The sequence below is a fragment of the Roseinatronobacter domitianus genome (genome assembly GCF_023336755.1).
GTDB lineage: Bacteria > Pseudomonadota > Alphaproteobacteria > Rhodobacterales > Rhodobacteraceae > Roseinatronobacter > Roseinatronobacter domitianus.
Window position 1 is genome coordinate 83,860 of the sequence record NZ_JALZWP010000011.1, and the last position, 24,270, is coordinate 108,129.

Here is a 24,270-nt window from a genome sequence, read left to right on the forward strand (position 1 = left end):
GGCCCGCGCTTCCCGATAACTGACATTTGGTCGGGCTTACATGCCCCAGATATACACCGCAAAGAACAGGAACAACCAGACCACGTCGACGAAATGCCAATACCAAGCGGCGGCTTCGAACCCGACATGGCGTTCGGCGGTGAAATGGCCCGCGCGCACCCGGAACCAACAGATCGCCAAAAAGATTGTGCCGATGATGACATGAAACCCGTGGAAGCCCGTCGCCATGAAGAAATTGGCGAAGAATACGTCACCCGCGAAGGAGTAATCGCGATGGCTTACAAGATAGACATATTCGTAAGCCTGCAAACCGGTGAAGGCGATGCCCAGAAGCACGCCCAACAAAAGGCCCATTTCCACATTCTTGCGAGTGCCGCCATGCACCAATTCATGGTGCGCCCAAGTCACGGCACAGCCCGACAGCAACAGGACCAGCGTGTTGATGAGCGGTAGCTCGAATGCGTTGACCGCGTAAATATAGGGCTGCACATATTCGGTCCCGACATATTCATACATCGGATACATGGCGTGCTTGAAGAAACTCCAGAACCACGCGGCGAAGAACATCACTTCGGACATGATGAACAGAATGAACCCGTAACGCAGGCCAATGGTCACGACGGGCGTGTGGTCGCCCGCATGGCTTTCTACGATTACGTCTTTCCACCATTCGAACATGACATAAAGGACACCTGCCAACCCCATCAGGAACAGCCACGGGCCGTTGTCATGCATCCACATGACCGCGCCAAACAGCATGATGAAGCCCGACAGCGCCGCCACAAATGGCCAGATCGACGGGGGCAGAACGTGGTAATCGTGGTTTTTTGCGTGGGCCATTGTCAGCAGTTCCCTCGGGGTTGGTCTGATCTTGTGTCAGCTTGGCTTAGTTGGTCACGACCTCTGCCGGGGGAGTGTAATCCTCCGGAATGTCGGTCGCGTGGAAGGTATAAGACAGTGTGATCGTGTGGACCGCCTTGGCATCGCGGTCATCAACGATCTCTGGGTCAACGAAATAGGTCACAGGCATCAATACGGTTTCACCGGGTTGCAAAACTTGCAATTCAAAGCAAAAGCAGTCGATCTTGGTGAAGAAGCGCCCGGCCTCGTATGGGGTGACATTGTAACTGGCGGTGCCTGCGATGGGCTGGTCTGTCGGGTTATGCGCCTCATAGAACGCCAGCCCGGTGTCCCCAATGCGGATTTCCATGGTGCGTTCAACCGGCTTGAAATCCCACGGAAAATCGCGTTCGACCGACGAGTCGAAGCGCACGCGCATGGTTTGGTCAAGGATCACATCGCCCGCAGAGCTAGCGGTATTGGTGGTGCCGCCATAGCCGGTAACCCGGCAAAACAGATCGTAAAGCGGAACCGAAGCCCAGCCAAGGCCGGCCATGAAGACAACAACGGCCAATGTTTGCATCAGTGTCTTTTGTTTGCCGCTCATATTCGCAAAGACAGACATCACTCCTCCGTCGGGATAAGCGTGGCCGGATCAAGCATCGGCCGATATGTATGGTCGAATGCCTCTATAGAGCCACCGCCCGACACTTTGGCAATCGTCAAGCCAAAGACCAATGCGATGAAGGCAAGCAGCACCAGCGCCAGCCCGACATTCCGGCCAGAGCGGCGCTTGTGAAGCGGGTGTTCGCGGGCAATCGCCATCAGAGCATCTCCATCAGGTTGAACTGCGCGACGAACTCTGCGTAAGCGGGCAGGTTCCGCAAGGCTGCCTCGGCGATCAAAGCACCGAATAGCACGAACAGGTAGGATAGCGAGAAGCGGAAAACGCGCTTTTCGGTGGCGTAGCTATCTGCCTCTGCCTGCACTTCATCGCGCTTCCAGATTGCCCACGCGCCATGCAGGAACCCAAGGCTGAACCAAAGCGCTGCCGCCAGGTAGACCGGCCCACCGATGCTGGTTAACCCGGTCGCCAAGGCCACCGGCAAAAGCGCAATGGTGTAAACGAGGATATGCGTGCGGGTTGCGCGGCGACCGTGCGTGACGGTCAACATAGGAACCTTTGCTTCATGATAATCCGACTTCATGAACAGCGCCAAGGCCCAGAAATGGGGCGGGGTCCACATGAACACCAGCAGGAACATCAAGCACGCCTCTACGCTGACGCTACCTGTGACAGCGGCCCAGCCAATCATCGGGGGGAATGCACCTGCCGCACCCCCGATGACAATATTCTGAGGCGTCGCGCGTTTCAGCCACATGGAATAAATCACGACATAGAAGAAGATCGTGAACGCCAGCAGCGCGGCAGCCAACGCATTGGTGGCCAACCACAGCATGATGACAGAGATAGCAGATAGGGTAACGCCAATCGCAAGCGCCTCCCCCTCTGTCACCTTGCCCGACGGAATCGGGCGCTTGGCGGTTCGCTTCATAACCGCGTCGATATCAGCATCCCACCACATGTTCAGCGCGCCAGAGGCACCGCCGCCCAGCGCGATGAAGATAATCGCCGCCAATGCTTCGATCGGATGAATACCGCCGGGCGCGACCAAAAGCCCGCTGAGCGCGGTGAACACCACCAGTGTCATCACGCGAGGTTTCAGCAACGCGACATAATCACCGAACTCCGCGTCTGCGGGGCCAGTCTGCGTAAAATCTGCGCGAATGTCGGTCATGAGCTTATCCGGTGCGAAACAGCGAGCGCGGGTTTATTCGGCAGCAGCAAGCTGAATGCCATCGCGAACCTCAGCTTCCCAAGATCCTTCGGCAAATTGCGCGCCCTGACGCTCCAGCCACGCGATATACTCTTCTTCGCTTACTGCTTTTACGGTGATGGGCATGTAGGCGTGGTTAATGCCGCACAGTTCGGAGCATTGACCAAAGTAGATACCTTCTTCCTGAACATTGAACCACAATTCAGCCAAGCGGCCCGGAACGCCGTCTTGTTTTACGCCAAAGGCGGGCATGGCCCATGCGTGGATCACGTCAGCCGCCGTCACCTGCATGACGACGTTCTTGCCCACTGGCACGACCACTGCTGTATCGGTTGCCAGAAGAAACTGATCCTGAGTGTAGCCGTAGTCTTCCAATTCCTCGCGTTGCAGCATGAAACTGGAAAATTCAACGCCATGATCGACATACTCATAACCCCAATACCACTGAAAACCGGTGGTCTTGATGGTCACATCTGCTTCCGGCATCGTCTGCTCGTAGCGCAGGGCCGGGAAGCTGAAGAATGCGATGACCAGCAAGATAAGCGCGGGGATGGCGGTCCAAGCGACCTCCAACGGCGAGTTATGGGTAAATTTCGCGGGCGTCGGGTTAGTCCGACGGTTGTGGAAGACAATCACCCAGATCAACAGCGCAGTCACAAACAGCGTCGTGGGGACGATGATCCACAGCAGCAGGTTGTCCAGAAACAAAACGCCATCAGCAATAGATGACGCTGGGGTCTGCAACGCCATGCCGCCCGGCACCGGCGCGCCGCGCACCGGCAATTCCGGCAATTGGTCATCGGCGAATGCGACAGTGGCAAACAGGCTGCTTGCGGCTGTGACGGCGGCGGCGGTCATGGCAGAGAGTAGGCGCATGTTCGGTTCCCGTTATTGTGCGGCTTTGCGCCGCGTTCTGTCCGGCATGGTCACAGATTTCGCTGTATGCCATGGAATTCCGTTGAGCTTTATTCACCTAAAACCATATTACATATCTCAGAACAAGCAAAACCGATGCGACACATTGCCATTTGTTGATCTATGTCAAAGACATTGACAACAGGTTACGCCGCAACGCAGCACAAATGCCACTTTCAACGCCAGAGGCCTAGATGACCCAGACCGATTTTCGCCCTTTCGACAGTTTTATGGATGAAGGGCAAGCACTTGCCGAATTGCGCGCGGCTACGGACGGGGCCGATGATGGCGAGCTGTTTCTAGAGCGGCGTGTCTCCGAGTCGGTCAGTTTGGACGATGGGCGCGTGAAATCCGCCAGCTACAACGCCGCCGAAGGGTTTGGCCTGCGCGCCGTGCGGGGAGAGGTAACGGGGTATGCCCACTCCACCCATATGACGATCGAAGCCTTGCGCCGCGCCGCACAGACCGCACGTTTGGCTGTAGGGGCTGGTGGCGGCACGTTGGCCGATGCGCCACAAGCCACGAATCAGCGGCTTTACCGGGACATTGATCCGGTATCGGAAGTGGCCTTTGCCACAAAGATAGACCTGCTGCGCGAGATCGACGATTACCTGCGTGCCGCCGATCCGCGTGTCGTACAAGTGTCTGTGGCCTTGGCCGCCACGCGGCAAGAGATTGAAATCCTGCGCCCCGAAGGCCTGCGTATGCGCGATGCGCGCCCAATGGCGCGGCTGAATATCTCTGTCATCGTGGAGCAGGACGGACGGCGCGAATCAGGCGGCATGGGTGGCGGCGGACGCGCCGAGCTTTCGACCTTTATCGCGCGCGAGCATTGGCAACCCGTCGCCAAAGAAGCCCTGCGCATCGCCTTGGTGAACTTGCGGGCCGATCCTGCTCCGGCGGGCGTAATGGATGTGGTGCTTGGGCCAGGCTGGCCCGGCATCTTGTTGCACGAAGCCATCGGGCATGGGCTGGAAGGCGATTTCAACCGCAAGGGCAGTTCCGCCTTTGCCGGGCTGATGGGCCAGCAGATCGCGGCCCCCGGAGTTACCGTATTGGATGACGGCACCCTGCCCGACCGGCGCGGGTCGCTGACCATAGACGACGAGGGCACGCCCAGCGCCCGCAACGTGCTGATCGAGGATGGCAAATTGGTGGGCTATATGCAGGACCGCCAGAACGCGCGACTGGTGGGCGTGGCCCCCACTGGCAACGGGCGGCGCGAGAGCTACGAACACGCCCCCATGCCGCGCATGACCAACACTTACATGCAAGCGGGCGACAGCGACCCGGTCGATATTCTGGCAGGGCTGAAAGATGGCATATACGCCGTGGGCTTTGGCGGTGGGCAGGTGGACATTACGAATGGCAAATTCGTGTTTTCCTGCACCGAAGCCTACCGTGTGCAAAACGGTAAGGTGGGCGCACCGATCAAAGGTGCCACCCTGATTGGCGATGGCGCAACCGCGCTGACCAAAATCCGCGCGGTGGGCAATGACCTGCAACTGGACCCCGGCATCGGAACTTGCGGCAAGGCCGGGCAATGGGTGCCCGTGGGCGTGGGTCAGCCAACGCTAATGATTGGCGGGCTGACTGTCGGCGGCAGCGCGGCGTGACAGGGCTTTGACGCGGCCCAGCGGCCCAAAAGCCTGCCCCGGCCGTTTGATACATTGTGACGACGGGCCGAATGTCGTAACCCTTCACGCAGACGTGTTGTGAAGGGGTCTGTCACATGATCGACTTGGCGCTCGCCAATCTTTTGTCGCCGATCGTTTTGTCCTTCGTGTTGGGCGTTGGCGCGGCACTTGCACGCTCGGATCTGTCGGTGCCCGAATCCGTGGCGAAGGGCATTTCGATCTATCTGCTATTTGCCATCGGCTTCAAAGGCGGCGTGAGCCTGGCAGAACATGGCATTGATCTGACTTTGGGGCTAAGCCTGCTGGCCGGGGTGGTTTTGTCCTTTACCCTACCGCTTCTGGGGTTTGCGATGCTGCGCGTCCTCTCGGGCATGTCCCGGACGGATGCGGCGGCAGTTGCCGGGCATTACGGCTCTATTTCCATCGTGACATTCGTGGCCGGCACCACGGTATTGAAGGATGCGGGCATAGCATCCGAAGGCTACATGGTTGCCGTCGCAGCCGCCATGGAAGCCCCGGCCATTCTTGCCGCGCTCTGGCTGATCTCGAAAGGCTCGGAAGAAACCGATATGAGCGCCGACCTGTGGCGTGAGATCCTGCTGAACGGGTCTATTGTTCTGCTGCTGGGCGCCTTCGCCATTGGCATTGCGACCGGCACCGATGGGCTGGCGCGAATCGACTCCTTCATCGTGTCGCCGTTTCAGGGGGTCTTGTGCATATTCCTGCTGGATATGGGGCTGATCGCAGGGCGTGGCTTGCGACAGGCTGGCGTGCTGGACCGCGGCGCAATCGCGTTCGGGCTTATCATGCCGTTGGTCGGGGCCAGCGCGGGGCTGCTTGCGGCCCTTTTGGTCGGGCTGTCGGCGGGTGGCACAATGTTGATGATGACACTCTCGGCATCAGCATCCTATATTGCGGTTCCCGCTGCGATGCGCGTGGCGGTGCCGCAGGCCAATCCGTCGATCTACCTTACCCTCGCGCTCGCCGTGACATTCCCTTTCAATCTGGTGCTGGGCATACCGCTCTATCTGACGGTCGCCCAAAACCTTATAGGATCGTGACATGCAGACACATCTCGCCAAACGGGTCGAAATAACCATCGAGCAGGTCATGCTGAACCGGCTCACCGATGCGCTGGAGAAAGCCGATGTCACGGGATGGTCGGTGCTACCAGTGCAGGGCGGCTCTGGCCGGTCCGGCACATGGAGCCGCGAGGGCCAGGTCAGCCGCGGAACAGGCATGTTGCAGGTCGTCTGTCTTGTGCGCCCCGAAAAGCTGGACCCGCTTCTGGATGCCGCTTTCAGCGTGGTCAAACGGCATATCGGCGTGGTCTGCGTAACCGATGCTCAGGTTCTGCGAGCGGAGCGGTTCTGAACCCCTAGCGCCCGCCCAGTTGCACAACCACCGCGCCCATCGCGATCATCACCATCAGCGCCAGTTTTCGCGGACCAACACGCTCTTTCAGAATGAACCAGCCGATCAGCGCCGCAAACACGGTCGAGGTTTCGCGCAACACCGCCGATTCGCCCACACGACCCACCAACGTGGCCAGCATGACCCCACCAAAGCTGACATAGGCGATCATGGCGCCAACGGCCCCGCGCAGCGCCAATGGCCACGGCGCGGGAGCATCGGGCATATAGCGGTAGCGCCACAATCCAAGAAGCGCGAAGTCTATTGAGCTGAACAAGAAGAACCAGACAAGAAAACGCAACGGGTCGCCCGACAAACGGATCGCCCAAGCGTCATAGGTCGTATAGGCCGCAACCAGCGCACCCCCGGCGATGGCCCAAAGCAAGCCCAGCTTCAGCGCGCGCAGGTCGATTGTTTCTTCCGAAAGGTTGCGCAAGGCCAGCAGCAAAATACCGCCCGACAACAGCGCCACCCCCAGCCATTGCACCGCACCATAGCTCTCGTCAAAGACCACCATCGCCGCCAACACCGTGACAATCGGCCCGGTGCCGCGCACCACAGGGTAAACCACCGTATAGGCCGCGCGCTCATAGGCCAACGCTATGGTCAGCTTATATAAGAAATGCACCAGAACCACGCCCAGCAACACCGGCCACATGTCGGGCGGCGGCAATCCGGCCCAGAAAACGACCAGTGGCAGCGACAGCGCTACGGTTGCCCCATCAATCGCGCCGCGCGTCAACCACGGGTCATGCACGCCCTTTTGCAGCGCCCCGAACGCGGCGTGTGAAACAGCAGAGACAAGCGCAAGCATCGTGGCCAGCCGCGCGCCCTCTGGCGTTCCCACCAGCGATAACAGCCAGTCGGTCATGGCCCGGCCCGCCTCGTTTCGTTAACATGTGAGGGGTTTACGGCCGTGTTTAGCGGTTAGCAAGGCTCAACCCTTGCGCGCGGCCTTTTCGTCCAGTCCGGACTGGCCTTCGCGACGCGCCAATTCAGCCTCGATCTCGGCCAAACTCACATCGCGCGCGGCACACATAACCAACAGATGATACAGCACATCGGCAGCTTCAGAGGTCAGACGCGCGCGGTCACCCTTGACCGCTTCGATCACCGCCTCGATTGCCTCTTCCCCGAATTTCTCGGCGCATTTCTCCGGCCCCTTGGCCAGCAGCTTTGCGGTCCAAGACCCATCCGGGTCCGCCGCTTTGCGCGCGGCAATGGTCGTGGCCAAACGGTCCAGCGCGCTCATGACACCCTCATCGGAATACCCGCTGCCGCCATGTGTTCCTTGGCTTCCCCAATCGTGAATTCCCCGAAATGGAAGATGCTCGCGGCCAGCACCGCACTTGCGCCGCCGATGGTCACGCCTTCGACCAAATGGTCCAGATTGCCTACGCCGCCCGACGCGATCACAGGGATACCCACCGCATCGACAATCGCGCGGGTCAAAGGCAGGTTGAACCCCGCCCGCGTCCCATCGCGGTCCATGCTGGTCAACAAAATCTCTCCCGCGCCCTTGTCGGCCACTATGCGCGCGAACTCGACCGCATCAATCCCGGTGGGCTTGCGACCGCCATGGGTGAAAATCTCCCATTTACCGGGGCTGACGGTCTTGGCATCTATCGCCACAACAATGCACTGACTGCCGAAGCGATCCGCCGCGCGCGCCACCACATCGGGGTCGGCGACGGCGGCCGAATTGAAGCTGACCTTATCGGCACCGGCCAGCAGCAGCGCACGCACATCTTCTGGCGTGCGCACCCCGCCACCCACGGTCAACGGCATGAAACACTGCTCTGCCGTGCGTGTCACCAGATCAAACATCGTGCCCCGGTTTTCATGCGTGGCGTGAATGTCCAGAAAGCACAGCTCATCCGCTCCGGCCGCGTCATAGGCGCGCGCGGCTTCGACCGGATCGCCCGCATCACGCAGGTCCACGAAATTGACGCCTTTCACGACACGGCCATCGGCCACATCCAGACAGGGAATAACACGGGTTTTCAACATGGGTCCGTCATAGCCCGCACCCGCGTCGCGTGAAAGAGCGATTTGACACGGATCAACGACAGCAGTCACGTTCGAACCGATCATGGGGCATCTGATGGAGGATAGAACATGCGCGATTTCGCCGACCGCACCGCCCAGTTAGAGCAACGCCGCGCCGAGTTGCTGGAGCGGATGCACAGCCTGGATGCTGAACTAGACAGCCATGGCGACCCGGATTGGGAAGAAAATGCCATCGAGCACGAGCAGGACGAAGCCATGGAGGCGTTAGGCCTCTCTGCCCAAGCCGAAATCCGCATGATTGACGCCGCGTTGGCGCGGATATCCGCAGGCGAATACGGGGCATGCGTGCGCTGCGGAACAGAAATCAGCAATGAACGGCTTGACCTGCTGCCCGCCACGCCGTTTTGCCGCGATTGCGCACGGTAGCTTGTCTTGGCCCGCGGCCCGCGCTATGCGCGTGCCCATGCTGGATCAGAACACCAATCGCCCCGAATTGCCCGCCGAGATCGCGCGGCGCCGCACCTTTGCGATTATTTCGCACCCGGATGCGGGCAAGACCACACTGACCGAGAAATTCCTGCTATTCGGCGGGGCGATCCAGATGGCGGGCCAAGTGCGCGCCAAGGGTGAGGCCCGGCGCACACGGTCCGATTTCATGCAGATGGAAAAGGACCGGGGCATTTCGGTCTCGGCCTCTGCCATGTCCTTCGATTTTGCGACTTATCGCTACAATCTGGTCGACACACCCGGTCACTCGGACTTCTCTGAAGACACCTATCGCACCCTGACCGCGGTAGATGCCGCGATCATGGTGATCGACGGGGCCAAAGGCGTCGAGTCACAGACCCGAAAACTGTTCGAGGTCTGCCGCCTGCGCGACCTTCCCATCCTGACCTTTTGCAACAAGATGGACCGCGAAAGCCGCGACACGTTCGATATTATTGACGAGATCCAGCAGAATCTGGCGATTGATGTCACCCCGGCAAGCTGGCCCATTGGCGTTGGTGCAGATTTTATCGGCTGTTACGACCTGATAAACGACCGGCTGGAACTGATGGACCGCGCCGACCGCAACAAACGCGGTGAAAGTGTTGTGCTGAACGGCTTGGATGACCCGTTGATGGAACAGCATATTCCCGCCGCGCAGTTAGAGCAGTTGCGCGAAGAGGTCGCGATGGCGCGCGAATTGTTGCCACCGCTTGACCCGAAATCGGTGCTGGAGGGGCATCTGTCACCGATTTGGTTCGGCTCTGCGATTAATTCTTTCGGGGTGAAAGAGTTAATGGAGGGCATCGCCGCCTATGCGCCAGAACCGCAAATACTGAAGGCCGAAAGCCGCCACGTTGCGCCGGAGGAAAGCAAGGTCACAGGCTTTGTGTTCAAGGTTCAGGCGAACATGGACCCGAAACACCGCGACCGTGTGGCCTTCGTGCGCTTGGCATCAGGGCATTTTGAACGCGGCATGAAGTTGCTGCATGTTCGCTCAAAGAAACAAATGGCAGTGGCGAACCCCGTTCTGTTTCTTGCCGCTGACCGTGAAGTTACGGAAGAGGCTTGGGCGGGTGACATTATCGGCATCCCCAACCACGGGCAATTACGCATTGGTGATGCACTGACCGAAGGCGAAGCGCTGCGTTTCACCGGCATTCCGTCTTTTGCGCCGGAACTTTTGCAGGCTTGTCGCGCCGGTGACCCGCTTAAGGCCAAACATCTGGATAAGGCTCTTGTGCAATTCGCCGAAGAAGGTGCTGCAAAAGTGTTCAGGCCGGCCTTTGGATCCGGTTTTGTCGTTGGCGTTGTCGGGCAGCTACAATTTGAAGTATTGGCCAGCCGGATTGAACTGGAATATGGCCTTCCGGTGCGGTTCGAGCCAACTCAATTCACCTCGGCCCGTTGGGTGCAAGGGTCGCAAGCCGCGGTGGACGCATTCGCAGCCGCGAACAAGCAGCATATGGCGACCGATAGCGATGGCGACCCGGTGTTCATGACCCGCCTGCAATGGGATATTGACCGTGTGGCGCGGGATTACCCGGATGTGAAGCTGACAGCGACCAAGGAAATGCTTGTTTAAACTTGTGGGCGTTAACCGCTAAGATGGTTCACTCTGCTTAGACGTTATAGCATCTCTCGCTGCACGAGACGTGGCGCGTCCCGTCAGCCGGTCCCCTATGCTTGATCCACCCCTGATTTCATCCTTGTCAAAATATCCTCAGGGGGTGAATTGGGCGTAGCCCAAGAGGGGGCGCGAGCGCCCCCTTACTGTCAATAGCTGCGAATCAACCCGACAAGACGCCCCTGCACCTTGACCCGCGATGCGGGCAGCATGCGTGTTTCATAGGCCGGGTTCGCCGCCTCAAGCGCGATCATCCCCTCAACCTTTCGAAACCGCTTGAGCGTCGCTTCCAGATCATCCACCAGGGCCACAACAATATCGCCATTATCGGCGACGGTCTGTTCGCGGATCACAACAATATCACCATCGTTAATTCCAAGGTCGATCATGGAATCGCCCTGCACTTCCAATGCGTAATGCTCACCCCGGCCTGACAGCATGGTGCCGGGCACGGCAATATCGCGCATGGGTTCGCTAATCGCCTCTATTGGGGTGCCCGCAGCAATGCGACCCATAACAGGGAGATTAAGCGCCGCCCCCTCGACCGCCATAGCGCTGGCCGGTGGTGGTGCGACTGCGCCGCCGTCGATCACCTGTGCCTCAAACCCCGTTTTGCCAAGGGCATCGGGCAGCTTCAAAACCTCGATCGCGCGCGCGCGGTGCGGCAGGCGGCGGATAAACCCGCGTTCTTCCAAGGCAGTGATCAGACGGTGAATTCCGGATTTGGAGCGCAGATCCAGCGCATCCTTCATTTCATCGAATGACGGCGCGACACCTTCTGTTTCCATCCGCGTATGGATCAGCTTGAGCAATTCGATCTGCTTACGTGTCAGCATTGCGCTGCCTTTCTACTGGGCCCACCTCTCTATGTTCTATATCTGTTCACTCTATAGGTCAAGCGGGATATACCGCATTTGTTCACCCGCCTTGCGGGGCCCGTCATCTGGCGGGCGGACCAGCAAAGCGCCCGCCTGCGCCAGCAGCGACAAAAGTGCACTATCCTGGCTGGCGACCGGGTCAATCGTGCCCTCTGGGCCAAGCGCTGCCCGCATATAATGCGCGCGCGGGCCGTTGGCAGGCAGGTCGCAGGCCAAAGCGGCACTGGCGGTGGGCAACGGGTAGTGACCCAGTCCCAGCATGGCGCGCAGCGCAGGCCGCATGAACAGATGCCCACACACGATGGACGACACAGGGTTGCCCGGTAGCCCCAGCAGCAGAGCCTTGCCAAGCCGACCAGCCATCAGCGGTTTTCCGGGACGCAGGGCGACCTTGTAGAACGACCGCGTCGCACCAAGGCTGTCCGCGACCGGGCCGACCAAATCATGATCCCCGACCGACGCGCCGCCAATGGTAACGATCATATGCGCGCCTTGGGCAAGATCGAACACGGCACGCAAGCTGGCTTCTGTATCGCGGGCGATGGGCAGGATTCGGGCAGACGCGCCTTCGGCCTCTGCCATCGCTTTCAGCGCAAAAGCGTTGGATGCAATGATCTGGTCTGCGCGCGGGTTTTCACCCGGCATGACCAACTCATCCCCCGTGGCGATAATTGCCACATCGGGGCGGCGCGTGACCGTCACCTCGGCGCAATTCATCGATGCGATCAAGCCAAGGTCAACCCCGCGTAAGCGGCGCGGCGCGCTGATCTGGTCGCCAGCGCGGAAATCCTGCGCTTGGGGGCGAATATTGGGGCCATTGCCCAAGCTGTCCAGCAACGTGATCGTGTCACCATCCCGGCTGACATCTTCTTGAATAACCACATGGGTTCCCCCGTCGGGCACCGGCGCGCCGGTGAAGATGCGCACGGCTTCTCCCGGCCCGACACGACCTGCGAACATGTGGCCCGCTGCGGCCTCGCCAGTGACACGAAAAGTCTGGCCGGGCGCGACCTGCCCCGCTACGACATATCCATCCATGGCAGAGGCCGCGAAGGGCGGCTGGTCACGGCCGGCCCGCACCGGGGCGCGCAGCACGCGGCCCGCAGCTTGCACCAGCGGGACCACTTCGGTCGGCGCCGGGTCCGTCAGGGCGAAAACCTGTCCGAGGGCGTCTTCAACCGAAATCATGCGCCCACCTCGTAGCGGCCCGATTTGCCGCCGTCCTTCAGCACCACTTGGGTTTCCAGGATGCGCATGGATTTTTCCGCCGCTTTCAACATGTCATATACCGTGAGGGCAGCGACAGAAGCCGCTGTCAGCGCCTCCATCTCGACCCCGGTCTGGCCTGTCGTGCGGACCTCGGCCCGGATACGAATACCCGGCAGGGTATCGTCAACCTCCAGATCAACCACGACCTTGGTAATCGGCAGCGGGTGGCACAGCGGGATCAGGTCTGCGCAACGCTTTGCGCCCATGATCCCGGCGAGCCGCGCCACGCCCAGAACGTCGCCCTTCTTGGCGCGCTGTTCGGTGACAAGTGCAAGGGTTTCGGGCAACATTTGCACCGCACTTGTGGCAACCGCAACGCGCGCCGTCACGTCCTTGTCAGAGACATCGACCATATGCGCATGACCTTGGGCATCGAAATGGGTCAGGTCTGCCATGTCAGGCCTCTGCCAAGACGGGATTGGCCAAAAGGTCAGCAGTCGCAGCCGCCACGTCATCTTGCCGCATCAGGCTTTCGCCAATCAGGAAACTGCGCGCACCGGTGCGCGCCATGTCGGCCAGATCAGCCGGTGTGAACAGCCCGCTTTCGCAAACCAGCAGGCGGTCATCTGGCACCCTGGGGGCCAGCGCGCGTGTGGTGTCGAGCGTGACTTCGAAGGTTTTCAAATTGCGATTATTGATCCCCAGCAGCGGGGATTTAAGACGCAACGCGCGATCCAGTTCCTCGGCATCATGCACTTCGATCAGCACATCCATTCCCCAATGGATGGCGGCATCTTCCAACTCTGCGGCCTGCGTATCACCGACAGACGCCATGATAATCAGGATGCAATCTGCCCCAAGCGCGCGCGCTTCCGCGACTTGATACGTGTCATACATGAAATCCTTGCGCAGCGCGGGCAGATCGCAGGCCGCGCGCGCTTGCACAAGAAAGTCATCTGCGCCCTGAAAGCTGGGGGTGTCGGTCAGCACGCTCAGGCAGGTCGCGCCGCCGGTGGCATAGGCTTGGGCCAACGCGGGCGGGTCGAAATCGGGGCGGATCAGCCCCTTCGAGGGACTGGCCTTCTTGATCTCTGCAATCAGGCCGTAGCCCGTTGATTCAGCACTCCGCAAAGCGGCGGCAAAGCCGCGCGGGGCACTGGCGGTTTTCGCCGCCGCCTCAAGCTGAGACGTGGGGCGCACAGCCTTGCGATGAGCAATCTCTTCCAGCTTATAGGCTTTGATCTTGTCCAGAATATCGGCCATTTTGGTCCCTCTGTTTCAGGTCTTGGCTGGGCTGATATGGGCCAGCGCCTGCACGGCGGCCATGGCTGCACCACCTTCGATGCTGGCGCGCGCCATCTCGACGCCTTCGGGAAGCGTGGTGGCCTTTTCAGCGACCACCAACGCTGCGGCAGCATTCAGCAACACGGCATCACGATAGGCGGGCCGGCCTTCACCATCGAGCAGCGCCGACAGTTCCTGCGCATTCTGTTCCGGGCTCCCCCCGATCAGGTCTTCGAACGGGTGCAGGGGCAGGCCCGCGTCGCCGGGGTGCAAGGTAAACTCCCGCAGCGCGCCGTTCTCCAGTGCAACCACATCAGACAGGGCGGCAATCGACAGCTCGTCGGTGCCATCACCGCCATGCACCAGCCATGCGCGGTCCGACCCAAGCGCGCGCAGAGTTTCCGCCATGGGGCGCAACAGCGCCGCGCTGAACGCGCCCGTCAACTGCCGCTTCACACCTGCCGGGTTGGTCAACGGCCCAAGAATGTTGAAAATCGTGCGGGTGCCCAGCTCCATCCGCACCGGTCCGACATGGCGCATGGCCGGGTGATGCATGGGCGCCATCATGAAGCCGATGCCCGCCTGCGCCAGCCCGCGCTCGACCACGTCTGGCCCGACCATAACGTCAATGCCCAGCGCGCCCAACGCATCCGCCGCGCCCGATTTGGACGACAGGTTGCGGTTGCCATGCTTGGCCACCGGCACGCCCGCCCCCGCAACCACAAACGCCGTCGCGGTCGAGATGTTCAGCGTGCCCTTGCCGTCGCCGCCGGTGCCGACAATATCCATTGCGCCCGCAGGTGCGCGAACCGCCACGCATTTGGCGCGCATCACGCTGGCCGCCGCGGCGTATTCATCCACCACCTCTCCGCGGGTGCGCAGCGCCATCAGGAAGCCGCCCATCTGCGCGGGCGTGGCCTGCCCCTCGAACAGCAGGTTGAATGCAGCTTCGGCCTGCGCGCGGGTCAGTGGCCCTTCGGCGGCCAAGGCGATCAAAGGTTTCAGATCATTCATCATGCCGCCACCTGCGCGCGGTCCAGAAAGTTGCGCAGCATGGCGTGGCCATGTTGCGAGCGGATGCTTTCGGGGTGGAATTGCACGCCTTCAATGGGCAGGTCACGGTGACGCAGGCCCATGATAAGGCCATCCTCCAGCCAGCTTGTCACTTCCAGACACTCGGGCAGGCTGTCACGTTCGACCACCAATGAATGATAGCGCGTGGCCATAAGCGGCGACGGCAGACCGGCGAACACCCCCTGCCCCGCATGATGCATCTCTCCCAGCTTGCCATGCACAATCGACGGTGCACGCACCACACGGCCGCCAAAGGCTTGCCCGATGGTCTGATGCCCAAGGCATACACCCAGCAGCGGAATGCGCGCCTCGGCAGCGGCCATGGTAAGCGGCAAGCAAATGCCCGCCTGATCCGGGTCGCACGGCCCCGGCGACAGCACGATGGCAGAAGGGTTCAACGCCATCGCCGCCTGCACATCCAACGCATCATTGCGCTGGACGGTGACATCCGCGCCCAACTCTCCGAAGTAATGGACCAGATTGTAGGTAAAGCTGTCGTAATTATCTATCAGCAGCAGCATAAGGGCGCCTTTCCGGGCGAATGGGCGTGTCTGCGCCATACATGCCCGTCCTGAACCGCCAAGGTCAAGCATGCGCGCGCCAATCCATTGCAAGGAGCGGGTGATTATGGGAAACATCAGAGAAGGCAGCGGGCAAGGGCAGAAGTGGCATGATACGGCTGAATGGTCTGACAGGGGGGCTTTTGGGCAGTGCCGTGGTTGCGCTTGGCTTTGCCGGAAGTGTGGTTCTGGCCCCGCCCGCCCCGCAGACAACGTCCGACGCCCCGATCACAGCCCCCGTGAACGATCCGCCGTTACCCGCTGCACGTCAGGAAACGCCGACACGGAACGACACCGCAACCAGGCCCGAAGCAAGTGCGGGCCCGGTCGAGAGCGCATCACCAGAGCCGGAGCCATTGCCCGAACCTCTGACAGCCCCACAAGACGCAGAACCGTCTGTGCCAAGCCCGGCGACACCCCCAGCCATGCCGGAAACCGAAACACCCCAGGCTGACGGCCCCGCGGCAATCGCAGACACCAACACTCCCGCGCTTCCCGCTGCCGACTTGCGTGCAGCACCGGGCAGACTGCCGGGAACGCCGGTGCCTCCGCGCGATCAAGCCTTGCCGCAAACGCCCGAAGCCCCGCAAGCCAGTGACAATGAGGCACCAGAAGAGACAGCGTCAGAGGCGCCTCGCCTGCCCGGCAATCCTATTCTGGGAATGCCCGGCCAGACTGAAACTCGCGCCGCACCAGAACCGGACACTGCGCCCGACACCGGGGAAGAGCGCCTGACAGCCCTGGAACGCAACAGCAGTTTCAGTGGTTCCCTGACTGGCGCACCGCTGATGGCGGTGGTGCTGAACGATCCGGGCTTGCCCACGCCCTTGCGCCACGCGCTGGCCGCGCTGGAACTGCCCGTGACCATTGCCTTGAACCCGATGGACCCGAGCGCCGATCAGGCCGCCGAAATCTACCGCGCGGCGGGGAAAGAGGTTCTGGTGCTGGCCAATGGCCTGCCGGATCGGGCGCGGGCCACCGACCTTGACGTGACCTTCAGCGCTTGGTTTGACGCGCTGCCGCAAGCGGTCGGCGTGCTGGACCTGCCGCGCGGTGGCTTTGCGCGCAATGCGAACCTGACAACCCAAGTTTTACCCTTGATCGCACGCGACGGGCATGGACTGGTCAGCTTCGCAGGCGGGTTGTCGCGTGTGGACAGCGCTGCGGCCCGCGAGGGTGTGCCCCATGCCCAAGTGTTCCGGGTTCTGGATGACGAGGACCAGAGCGCGTTCACCATCCGGCGCTACCTGGACCGCGCCGTGTTTCAGGCCAGCCAGATCGGCGAGGTGATCGTCTTTGGCGACGCCACGAATGATGCGACGATGGAAGCCCTTGAACTGTGGCGCAGCGACGGGCGCGCGGATCAGGTGTCGGTGGTGCCGGTGTCTGCGATCTTGCTGACACGCTGACCGCGCACAGGGGCGGAGGAGCGGCGGGTGTTCTGGTTGGGCAGGTTTGAGTTCCGCGCGGACGCTCACCTCACCCAGCGTGGAATCAAAAGCAAACCCCGCTGCGCCAGTGCCAGCGCAGCCGACGCGGTGGCACTGGCGTCCCGTTGCAACGCGGGCCAAGCTCGACGCCGTCCGCAAAGCCAACATCACCGCCGCACACATAACAGACCAAAAACCGCTTGCGTTTGTGCATCCATACCCTAGGAAAGGGCGCGTGCGGGCGTGGCGGAATGGTAGACGCAAGCGACTTAAAATCGCTCGAGCTTGACTCGTGCGGGTTCAAGTCCCGCCGCCCGCACCATCCATTCAAAGCTGTCGTTCGGCACGCAAACACCGACTTGGTCGAAATGCAGTCCCTTTACAATCAGATAGTTACACGCTTTCACGGCGTTTCAAATTCCAGCCTCGGGCGCTCAAAAACCGACTTGAAGCGCAAAAATTCCGATCTTGAGTTTTCCGACGCCAGCTCCAAGGTATGAAAAGGTGTCCCCTCGGGGCCGCCTCAGACTACTGATAAACCCGGTTATTTTGGCCCGGTTTGTTTTTGGTGGAGGGTGATTTGAGGGTTTTGCCCTTGCTTCACGCTGGCATCGGGTGTTTTTGCCACGCTGCCATTGCGATTTTCTTGATGTTCTGGGCGGCGGCGGCGAGGAGGGCTTGCCATCTGATGCCCTTAAGGCCGCGATAGCGCGCATATCGGTGGCCATGGGGTTGCTTGGCATCTGCGAAGGATCGCTCGACCGTCTCTTTTCGTCGTTTGTAAACGCGCTTGCCCCAATCGGTCAGGCGGTGGGCGTCGGTGCGTTCGCGGGCCTAGGCCCAGATGTGGCGGGTGACGGTTTTCTGCGGCTTTGCGCGCGAAGTGCAGGACGCCAGCAGCGGGCAGTCCCGGCAGATCGCTGGGTCGGATTTGTAATGCCGATACCCCTTGCGATCCGTGGTGACATAGCAGAGCCACTGGCCTTGCGGGCAGCGATAGCCGTCCTGATCGGACGCATGGGCGAAGGCCTTGCGTGGCATCATGCCTTCGCGCGGCGGCACGGGACGACGGTAGCCCGTCACACCGAGGATTTGGCGATCCTCCAGCCCCTTCGCGATGGGGGCATCAGCATAGCCTGCATCCAGCCCCACCGCGCACACCTCCAGCCCGAAGCGGATGCGCTGGCGGTCCAGCCGCGCCAGATAGGGACTGGAATCATGCACATTGGCAGGCGTGACATGGGTGTCGGTGATGATCCCGAAACGCCCGTCCACCGTGCGGTGATCAAGGTAAAAGAACCCTTTCGGCTTACCATCGCGCACCATGTAGCCCGCATCGGGGTCGGTGCGGCTGACCTTGGTGGGTTTGATCTCGGGCGTGCGTTCTTTCGCTGGCAGCGGAGGTTTTCCATGGGCCACGCGATCCGCCTCCACCGCCCGGTCCAGATCGTCCCAATAGGCCGCGCGGGATTTGGAAATCAGGCTCGTGTCATACTTGCCCTTGTTGGCCGAGGCCTTCAGATGCGTGCTGTCGGTATAGAGCACCTCGCCGCCCCCCAGCCCGGCGTCCAGCGCTTCCTCCACGATCCGGTCGAAAATCTGCTGCGCTACATCGGTTGCGTCGAACCGGCGGCGGCGGTTCTGGCTGAAGGTCAAGGCATCGAACACCCGGTCCGTCAGCCGCAGTCCCAGGAACCAGCGATAGGCGACGTTCACCTCGATCTCGCGCATCAACTGACGCTCGCAGCGGATGCCGAACAGATAGCCGATGAACAGCGCCTTGAAGAGCACCTCGGGCGGGATCGGTGGGCGACCGTTGTCGGGGCAATACAGCCCCTCGGTCAGGTCACGGATGAAGCGGAAATCAATCGCCGCATCAACCTTGCGCAAAAGATGATCGGCAGGGACCAGGCTCTCGAGCGTCACCATCTCAAGCTCGGTCTGAACGGGGGCGAGCTTCCTCAACATACCCCATTGAATCAAAAGTCCCCGCCAAAGGCGAGGACTTTGTCAGCAGTCTGGCGCCCCGAGGGGCGGCGCTTCATGTTTCAAGGGGCGCGTATTGGGACTTTGAATGCTTTTGGAGTGCTGCGGAGCCAAGGTTCAGGCCACGATGCTCCCTGAAACATATTTGCCGCATTCTCCGAAAGCCTGTGGGATTGTGACATCCGGTTCTAAGCCATTGGGGTGCTGGACGGTGCTTGGGATGAGATGTCCGCCCTGTTGCAGATTAGAACAGGTCCGCACCGAACTCAGGTGAGACTTATACCGATAACGGGGGCTATTGGTTCGCAAACCCATACTCAGATGCGTCGTGCCGCAGTTTATGTGCTATGGGAGTCTTAGAGGGGGGAATGGTGGGCGACCCTGGAATCGAACCAGGCGTGGGTCTCCCCGGCGGAGTTACAGTCCGCTGCCGCACCTTGCAGCCCGTCGCCCTATGCGCGGTGGATTACGCGAGGCGCTCAAACGCGTCAAGGGCGGAAATGTGTGTAATTTGAAAACTCTGCCTTGGCGCGTTTGGCCCTTGCACCGGGCGGTCCGCTTAAGCAAAGCTGGGCAGGAAGATATTGACGGAGTGGGCGTGAAAAAACCGACCTGGGTGATAGAGAAAGAGAAGGCGCGTCGCGAGGGGCGTCAAGAAACCGTGTGGCTGTTCGGTCTGCATGCGGTGCGTGATGCGCTGATGAACCCCCGGCGCAAGAAACTGACGCTGGTCCTGACGCGCAATGCGGAAAGCAAGCTGGCAGATGCGGTGGCCCAGTCCGGACTCGAAGCGCAGATCGCAGACCCACGTAAATTCCCCGCGCCACTGGACCCCGGTGCTGTGCATCAGGGAGCCGCGCTGGAAGTGCAGCCACTGGATTGGGGGCGCGTTCCAGAGATGTGCAAACCAGAGGGGCGCGATCTTGTTGTGTTGCTCGATCATGTCAGCGACCCGCACAATGTCGGGGCCATCCTGCGTTCTGCCGAGGTGTTCGGCGCGCGCGCGGTCATCGCCACGCAGCGCCATGCAGCACCCGAAACCGGTGCCTTGGCCAAGACTGCAAGCGGCGCACTGGAGCGCCAACCCTACTTGCGCGTGCGCAATCTGGCCGAGGAAATGGTCGCTCTGCAAGCCATGGGCTATATTCTGATCGGACTGGATGGCGAAGGCGATCATGATCTGGATGTGGCGCTTTCCAGCCTGCCACCCGGCCCTGTGGGCTTGGTTCTGGGGGCTGAAGGGCCGGGACTTCGTGACAAGACCCGCGCGACCTGTGACATGATAGCCCGTATTCCAGCGGCAGGGGCGTTTGGCTCGTTGAATGTGTCGAACGCAGCGGCGGTTTCTCTCTACGCGGCGCGTCTAAATGGGAGCAAAGCAGAGTGAGATGTCTTGCTGCCATTGCCGCGTTTTTGGTTTTGACGGGGTGCGCCTCGCTTACCCAAGAGGAGTGCCTGACGGGCGATTGGGGCGGGATCGGTCAGCGAGACGGGGCTGCCGGGCGCGTGGCCGATACGCAATTCGCCCGCCATGTGAAAGCCTGCGCCGATGCGGGCATCACGCCTGACCGAGCGGCATGGCAAAGGGGCTATGCGCGAGGGTTGCAAAATTACTGCACACCGTTGAGTGGTCTGAACGAGGGGGTCGAGGGGCGCCGTTATCGCAATGTTTGCCCTGCCGCCACTGAATCGGCGTTTTTGCGTGGCTTTCAGATTGGCTTGGACGATCATAAGGCCCGCGAAGATGTGCGGCGCGTGCAGTCCGAGATTGCCCGGCTGCGCGCCCGGAACAATGAGATATTGAGCCTGCTGGCAACGGATGATGATGCGGCTTTGCGGTCCGAGCTGCAAAGCAATCAGTCCGAACTTTTGCGCCTGCAACTGGAGCTGGGCTTCGCACGCGCCGAAGCCGCGCGCACGCGCCGCGCTGTGGCAGAGTTCAGGGCAGGCTGACGGGTCCGCGTTCGCCCGTAGCGACGCGGCGCAGCACCAGCGGATAAAGCCGGTGCTCCATCGGCAACACCCGCGCGGCCAAGCTGTCGGGCGTGTCGTTGGGCAGGATTGGGACGCGAGCCTGTCCAAGGATCGGCCCGTCATCGAGCGCGGCAGTCACTTCATGGACGGTGCATCCGGCCTCTGCATCGCCTGCCGCAATCGCGCGGGCATGCGTGTTCAACCCTTTGTATCTCGGCAACAAAGACGGGTGGATGTTCAGCATCCGCCCTTCGAATTGACGCACGAAGCCGGCGGTCAACACGCGCATGAACCCGGCCAGCGCCACAAAGTCTGGTTTGGCGGCCAGAAGCGGTTCCAGAAGCGCGGTTTCGAAGGCGGCGCGGTCGCCTTTGAACGGGCGGTGGTCGATGGCGGCTGTGGGGATGCCCATCGCCCGTGCCTTGGCCAAACCAGAGGCGTCCGGATCATTTGCCAGAACCAAGCAAGGCCGCGCCGGGTGGTCCCCAGTCATGGATTGCGCCAGCGCGACCATGTTGGACCCTGACCCAGAGATCAGGATCGCGACCTTCATGCCAGCGTGCCCGTGTAGCGGATGCCCGCGCCGTCGGTCACATGGCCCAGGGTGCGGACGCGTTCGCCCGAAGCGTTCAGCAGAGCCGACAGGGCCGCAGCTTGGTCGGGGGCCACCACAAGAACCATACCGATGCCCGCGTTGAAGGTTTTTAGCAGTTCCGCCTGCGTGATGCCGCCTTCATGGGCCAGCCACGCAAAGACCGGTGGAAGGGACCACGCGCCAAGGTCGATATCCGCGCCCAAACCTTCGGGCAGGACGCGGGGCAGGTTTTCTGTCAGCCCGCCGCCGGTGATATGCGCCAGCGCGCGCACGCCGCCGGCCCGGATCGCCGCCAGCGCGGGTTTGACATAAAGCCGCGTCGGCGTCAGCAGGGCTGCGCCAAGACTACCTTCGGCAAAAGGCGCTGGCGCGTCCCAGCCGAGCTTGGCCTGCGCGACCACTTTGCGCACAAGGCTGTAACCGTTTGAATGCACGCCATCAGATTCCAGCCCCAGCAGAACGTCGCCCGCTGCCACACCCTCAGGTAAGGCCGCGCCACGTTCCATCGCGCCCACGGCAAAACCGGCAAGGTCGAAATCCTCTGCCGTATACATGCCCGGCATCTCTGCGGTCTCGCCGCCGATCAGCGCGCAGCCGGACCGTGTGCAGCCTTCGGCAATGCCGTTGATGATCCGCGCCGCAGAGGGGACATCCAGCTTGCCCGTGGCGAAATAGTCAAGAAAGAACAACGGTTCCGCACCTTGGCAGACAAGGTCGTTGACGCACATTGCGACTAGGTCGATGCCGATCGTGTCCAGATGTCCGGTGTCGATGGCAATGCGCAGCTTGGTGCCAACGCCATCGGTTGCCGCGACCAGAATAGGGTCGGTATAGCCCGCTGCCTTTAGATCGAACAGCGCGCCAAAGCCGCCAAGCCCGGCCATAACACCGGGACGCGTGGTCGCTTTTGCGGCGGGTTTTATCGCCTCGACCAAGGCATTGCCCGCGTCAATATCGACGCCGGCCGCTGCGTAGCTTAACCCGTTCTTGCCGTCCGACATGTCTGCGCACTCCTGCATGGCGATCTGACACGCGCGATAGCCTGAAATTGGGGGCAGGGCAACCAAGTGCAGGTTGACGAATGGCTCAGAGCACTTAGATCACATTCTAACATAAGAATATGAATGGAGCCATCAATGCCAACTGATCTCAAATCCCCTGTCGTCCGCGCCTTTTTCGACCGCCCGACCGGCAGCCTGCAATATGTGTTCCACGACCCGGCCAGCAAGCGCGCGGCAATCGTGGACCCGGTCTGGAATTATTTCCCCGAAGCGGGGGCTGTCAGCACGGAAAGCGCCGATGAAATTCTTGCTTATGTTGCCGATGAAGGTCTGACGGTGGATTGGGTGCTCGACACACACCCCCATGCCGACCATTTCAGCGCCGGTCCCTACCTGAAAGAGAAATTGGGCGCCCCGCATGGCATTGGTGAGAAAGTGACGGGTGTTCAAAAACTATGGCAAGAGATGTATCACCTGCCCGACCTTCCGACCGATGCCCGCCAGTGGGACCGACTGTTCGCCGATGGCGACGAATTCATGGTCGGGGATATCCCGGTCAAGGTCATGTTCTCGCCGGGGCATACGCTGGCGTCGATTACCTATGTCGCAGGGGATGCGGCTTTTGTGCATGACACGCTGATGATGCCCGCGTCCGGCACCAGCCGCGCCGACTTTCCGGGTGGCAGCGCCGAGGATTTGTGGAATTCGATCCGCGCATTGTTGGATTTGCCGGCCCACACGCGGCTGTATGTCGGGCATGATTACCCCGCTGCCGGGGCCGCACCGCAATACATGGCGACAGTTGCCGAGCATCGCATGACCAACAAGCATGTGAAAGACGGTATCAGCAAACCGGAATTTATCGCCACCCGTGCCGCGCGTGATGCCACGCTCAAACTGCCCGACCGGATGTTGGAAGCGTTGCAGGTCAACATTCGTGGCGGGCGCCTACCGGACCCGGAAGCAGATGGGCGTAGCTATCTGAAAAAACCCATCGGCCGGTTCGAGCCGCGCTGAACGGTAGCTTCTTGACGCGCGGTTTCATTCTGCGTAGCAGATGCGTCGGCGGGCCTGTAGCTCAATTGGTTAGAGCAGAGCGCTCATAACGCTTTGGTTGGGGGTTCGAGTCCCTCCGGGCCTACCACTCCGCTAGATTTTTGTCGTTCGGCGCGCAAACACCGACTTTTCGGCAAAAGTCGGGAATTTGGCCTCCCGGCCGCGCTAAGCAGAATGCCAGCCGCGAGAGCAAGCGTGTGGCCCCATCAAGGATCACGACCATATGGTCCTTCATGAGCGCGTTTCCTATGGAATGAGATTAGGCACGCAACGTTGATTCCTGCCCCGTATGGTACCAATCACGGCGGCTCTATAATGTAGAGCGTTGGTCTAGAGCGTGTCGCGTTTAATCGGTTCTGTATCCTGCGGCCTTGAAGAAGTTGTAGCATTCCTCCTCGGTGAAGAGGTTGCACACATGACCGGCGGCTTGCCAAAGGTCATTATAGGTTGGGGCTGC

25 protein-coding genes, 3 tRNA genes and 1 pseudogene are annotated in these 24,270 nt (G+C 61.0%); 11 read left to right on the forward strand and 18 right to left on the reverse strand.

The window, feature by feature from the left end:
* Positions 1–36: 36 nt before the first annotated feature.
* From M3N55_RS11885 to coxB, 5 genes are read right to left on the reverse strand one after another with little or no spacing between them, the layout of a single operon-like run.
* Positions 37–840 (reverse strand): cytochrome c oxidase subunit 3, encoded by an 804-nt coding sequence (locus M3N55_RS11885; protein ID WP_249059297.1) that lies wholly within the window; start codon positions 838–840, stop codon positions 37–39.
* A gap of 46 nt (positions 841–886) precedes the next feature.
* Positions 887–1,465 carry a cytochrome c oxidase assembly protein gene (locus M3N55_RS11890; protein ID WP_249059298.1) on the reverse strand — a complete coding sequence of 193 codons (579 nt, stop codon included), beginning with the start codon at positions 1,463–1,465 and terminating at the stop codon, positions 887–889.
* Positions 1,465–1,665: a hypothetical protein gene (locus M3N55_RS11895; protein WP_249059302.1), complete on the reverse strand. Its 201-nt coding sequence runs from the start codon at positions 1,663–1,665 to the stop codon at positions 1,465–1,467. Before M3N55_RS11895 ends, M3N55_RS11890 begins: the two co-directional genes overlap by 1 nt.
* Positions 1,665–2,639, reverse strand: a complete 975-nt coding sequence (locus M3N55_RS11900; protein ID WP_249059304.1) for a heme o synthase — start codon at positions 2,637–2,639, stop codon at positions 1,665–1,667. The genes M3N55_RS11895 and M3N55_RS11900 overlap by 1 nt, the downstream gene beginning before the upstream one ends.
* Positions 2,640–2,672: 33 nt before the next feature.
* Positions 2,673–3,554 (reverse strand): cytochrome c oxidase subunit II, encoded by an 882-nt coding sequence (coxB, locus tag M3N55_RS11905; protein ID WP_283163955.1) that lies wholly within the window; start codon positions 3,552–3,554, stop codon positions 2,673–2,675.
* A gap of 233 nt (positions 3,555–3,787) precedes the next feature.
* On the opposite strand from coxB, the gene tldD reads away from it, so the two are divergent.
* From tldD to M3N55_RS11920, 3 genes are all read left to right on the forward strand, one after another.
* Positions 3,788–5,209, forward strand: coding sequence for a metalloprotease TldD (gene tldD / locus M3N55_RS11910; protein WP_249059313.1), 1,422 nt, complete (start codon positions 3,788–3,790; stop codon positions 5,207–5,209).
* Positions 5,210–5,325: 116 nt separating this feature from the next.
* The gene (locus M3N55_RS11915; RefSeq protein ID WP_249059314.1) at positions 5,326–6,291 is read left to right on the forward strand and encodes a sodium-dependent bicarbonate transport family permease; all 966 of its coding nucleotides are present in this window, start codon (positions 5,326–5,328) and stop codon (positions 6,289–6,291) included.
* Between the two features lies 1 nt (position 6,292).
* Positions 6,293–6,604 carry a P-II family nitrogen regulator gene (locus M3N55_RS11920; RefSeq protein WP_249059315.1) on the forward strand — a complete coding sequence of 104 codons (312 nt, stop codon included), beginning with the start codon at positions 6,293–6,295 and terminating at the stop codon, positions 6,602–6,604.
* Between the two features lie 4 nt (positions 6,605–6,608).
* Here the strand turns inward: M3N55_RS11920 and M3N55_RS11925 are convergent, their stop codons facing one another.
* The 3 genes from M3N55_RS11925 to hisF all read right to left on the reverse strand — a co-directional run bounded on the left by M3N55_RS11925 (position 6,609) and on the right by hisF (position 8,653).
* Positions 6,609–7,514 (reverse strand): EamA family transporter, encoded by a 906-nt coding sequence (locus M3N55_RS11925; RefSeq protein WP_249059316.1) that lies wholly within the window; start codon positions 7,512–7,514, stop codon positions 6,609–6,611.
* 66 nt (positions 7,515–7,580) lie between these two features.
* On the reverse strand, positions 7,581–7,895 hold the full coding sequence (locus tag M3N55_RS11930; RefSeq protein ID WP_249059318.1) for a phosphoribosyl-ATP diphosphatase: 315 nt from the start codon (positions 7,893–7,895) through the stop codon (positions 7,581–7,583).
* Positions 7,892–8,653, reverse strand: a complete 762-nt coding sequence (gene hisF, locus M3N55_RS11935) for an imidazole glycerol phosphate synthase subunit HisF (RefSeq protein ID WP_249059375.1) — start codon at positions 8,651–8,653, stop codon at positions 7,892–7,894. The genes M3N55_RS11930 and hisF overlap by 4 nt, the downstream gene beginning before the upstream one ends.
* A gap of 108 nt (positions 8,654–8,761) precedes the next feature.
* On the opposite strand from hisF, the gene M3N55_RS11940 reads away from it, so the two are divergent.
* On the forward strand, positions 8,762–9,079 hold the full coding sequence (locus M3N55_RS11940) for a TraR/DksA family transcriptional regulator (RefSeq protein WP_249059319.1): 318 nt from the start codon (positions 8,762–8,764) through the stop codon (positions 9,077–9,079).
* A 37-nt stretch (positions 9,080–9,116) separates the two neighbouring features.
* The gene (locus tag M3N55_RS11945; protein WP_249059322.1) at positions 9,117–10,724 is read left to right on the forward strand and encodes a peptide chain release factor 3; all 1,608 of its coding nucleotides are present in this window, start codon (positions 9,117–9,119) and stop codon (positions 10,722–10,724) included.
* A gap of 191 nt (positions 10,725–10,915) precedes the next feature.
* Here the strand turns inward: M3N55_RS11945 and lexA are convergent, their stop codons facing one another.
* From lexA to M3N55_RS11975, 6 genes are read right to left on the reverse strand one after another with little or no spacing between them, the layout of a single operon-like run.
* A complete protein-coding gene (gene lexA / locus M3N55_RS11950; RefSeq protein WP_249059324.1) occupies positions 10,916–11,602 on the reverse strand; it encodes a transcriptional repressor LexA in 687 nt (228 codons plus the stop codon).
* A gap of 51 nt (positions 11,603–11,653) precedes the next feature.
* Positions 11,654–12,832: a molybdopterin molybdotransferase MoeA gene (locus M3N55_RS11955; protein ID WP_249059326.1), complete on the reverse strand. Its 1,179-nt coding sequence runs from the start codon at positions 12,830–12,832 to the stop codon at positions 11,654–11,656.
* Positions 12,829–13,308 carry a cyclic pyranopterin monophosphate synthase MoaC gene (gene moaC / locus M3N55_RS11960; protein ID WP_249059329.1) on the reverse strand — a complete coding sequence of 160 codons (480 nt, stop codon included), beginning with the start codon at positions 13,306–13,308 and terminating at the stop codon, positions 12,829–12,831. The genes M3N55_RS11955 and moaC overlap by 4 nt, the downstream gene beginning before the upstream one ends.
* Position 13,309: 1 nt before the next feature.
* On the reverse strand, positions 13,310–14,116 hold the full coding sequence (trpC, locus tag M3N55_RS11965; protein WP_249059331.1) for an indole-3-glycerol phosphate synthase TrpC: 807 nt from the start codon (positions 14,114–14,116) through the stop codon (positions 13,310–13,312).
* A gap of 15 nt (positions 14,117–14,131) precedes the next feature.
* Complete coding sequence (gene trpD / locus M3N55_RS11970) at positions 14,132–15,154, reverse strand: anthranilate phosphoribosyltransferase (protein WP_249059333.1); 1,023 nt, start codon at positions 15,152–15,154, stop codon at positions 14,132–14,134.
* Positions 15,151–15,732, reverse strand: a complete 582-nt coding sequence (locus tag M3N55_RS11975) for an anthranilate synthase component II (RefSeq protein ID WP_249059336.1) — start codon at positions 15,730–15,732, stop codon at positions 15,151–15,153. Before M3N55_RS11975 ends, trpD begins: the two co-directional genes overlap by 4 nt.
* 149 nt (positions 15,733–15,881) lie before the next feature.
* Here M3N55_RS11975 and M3N55_RS11980 point away from each other — a divergent pair, with 149 nt between their 5' ends.
* A complete protein-coding gene (locus tag M3N55_RS11980) occupies positions 15,882–17,180 on the forward strand; it encodes a divergent polysaccharide deacetylase family protein (RefSeq protein WP_249059337.1) in 1,299 nt (432 codons plus the stop codon).
* Positions 17,181–17,438: 258 nt separating this feature from the next.
* Positions 17,439–17,523, forward strand: a tRNA-Leu gene (locus tag M3N55_RS11985).
* A 278-nt stretch (positions 17,524–17,801) separates the two neighbouring features.
* Here the strand turns inward: M3N55_RS11985 and M3N55_RS11990 are convergent.
* Positions 17,802–19,169: pseudogene (locus M3N55_RS11990) on the reverse strand (IS1182 family transposase).
* Positions 19,170–19,556: 387 nt separating this feature from the next.
* Positions 19,557–19,640 (reverse strand) — tRNA-Tyr (locus M3N55_RS11995).
* Positions 19,641–19,785: 145 nt separating this feature from the next.
* On the opposite strand from M3N55_RS11995, the gene rlmB reads away from it, so the two are divergent.
* Positions 19,786–20,574, forward strand: a complete 789-nt coding sequence (gene rlmB / locus M3N55_RS12000; RefSeq protein ID WP_249059339.1) for a 23S rRNA (guanosine(2251)-2'-O)-methyltransferase RlmB — start codon at positions 19,786–19,788, stop codon at positions 20,572–20,574.
* Complete coding sequence (locus tag M3N55_RS12005) at positions 20,571–21,140, forward strand: DUF2799 domain-containing protein (RefSeq protein WP_249059342.1); 570 nt, start codon at positions 20,571–20,573, stop codon at positions 21,138–21,140. Before rlmB ends, M3N55_RS12005 begins: the two co-directional genes overlap by 4 nt.
* Here M3N55_RS12005 and purN read toward each other — a convergent pair.
* Both purN and purM read right to left on the reverse strand, forming a co-directional pair.
* Positions 21,127–21,714 (reverse strand): phosphoribosylglycinamide formyltransferase, encoded by a 588-nt coding sequence (gene purN / locus M3N55_RS12010; RefSeq protein WP_249059345.1) that lies wholly within the window; start codon positions 21,712–21,714, stop codon positions 21,127–21,129. The genes M3N55_RS12005 and purN overlap by 14 nt on opposite strands.
* A complete protein-coding gene (gene purM / locus M3N55_RS12015; protein ID WP_249059347.1) occupies positions 21,711–22,757 on the reverse strand; it encodes a phosphoribosylformylglycinamidine cyclo-ligase in 1,047 nt (348 codons plus the stop codon). The genes purN and purM overlap by 4 nt, the downstream gene beginning before the upstream one ends.
* A 135-nt stretch (positions 22,758–22,892) precedes the next feature.
* Between purM and M3N55_RS12020 the strand changes: the two genes are divergently transcribed.
* Both M3N55_RS12020 and M3N55_RS12025 read left to right on the forward strand, forming a co-directional pair.
* A complete protein-coding gene (locus M3N55_RS12020) occupies positions 22,893–23,774 on the forward strand; it encodes an MBL fold metallo-hydrolase (protein ID WP_249059349.1) in 882 nt (293 codons plus the stop codon).
* 50 nt (positions 23,775–23,824) lie between these two features.
* A tRNA-Ile gene (locus tag M3N55_RS12025) sits at positions 23,825–23,901 on the forward strand.
* Positions 23,902–24,270: the final 369 nt, after the last annotated feature.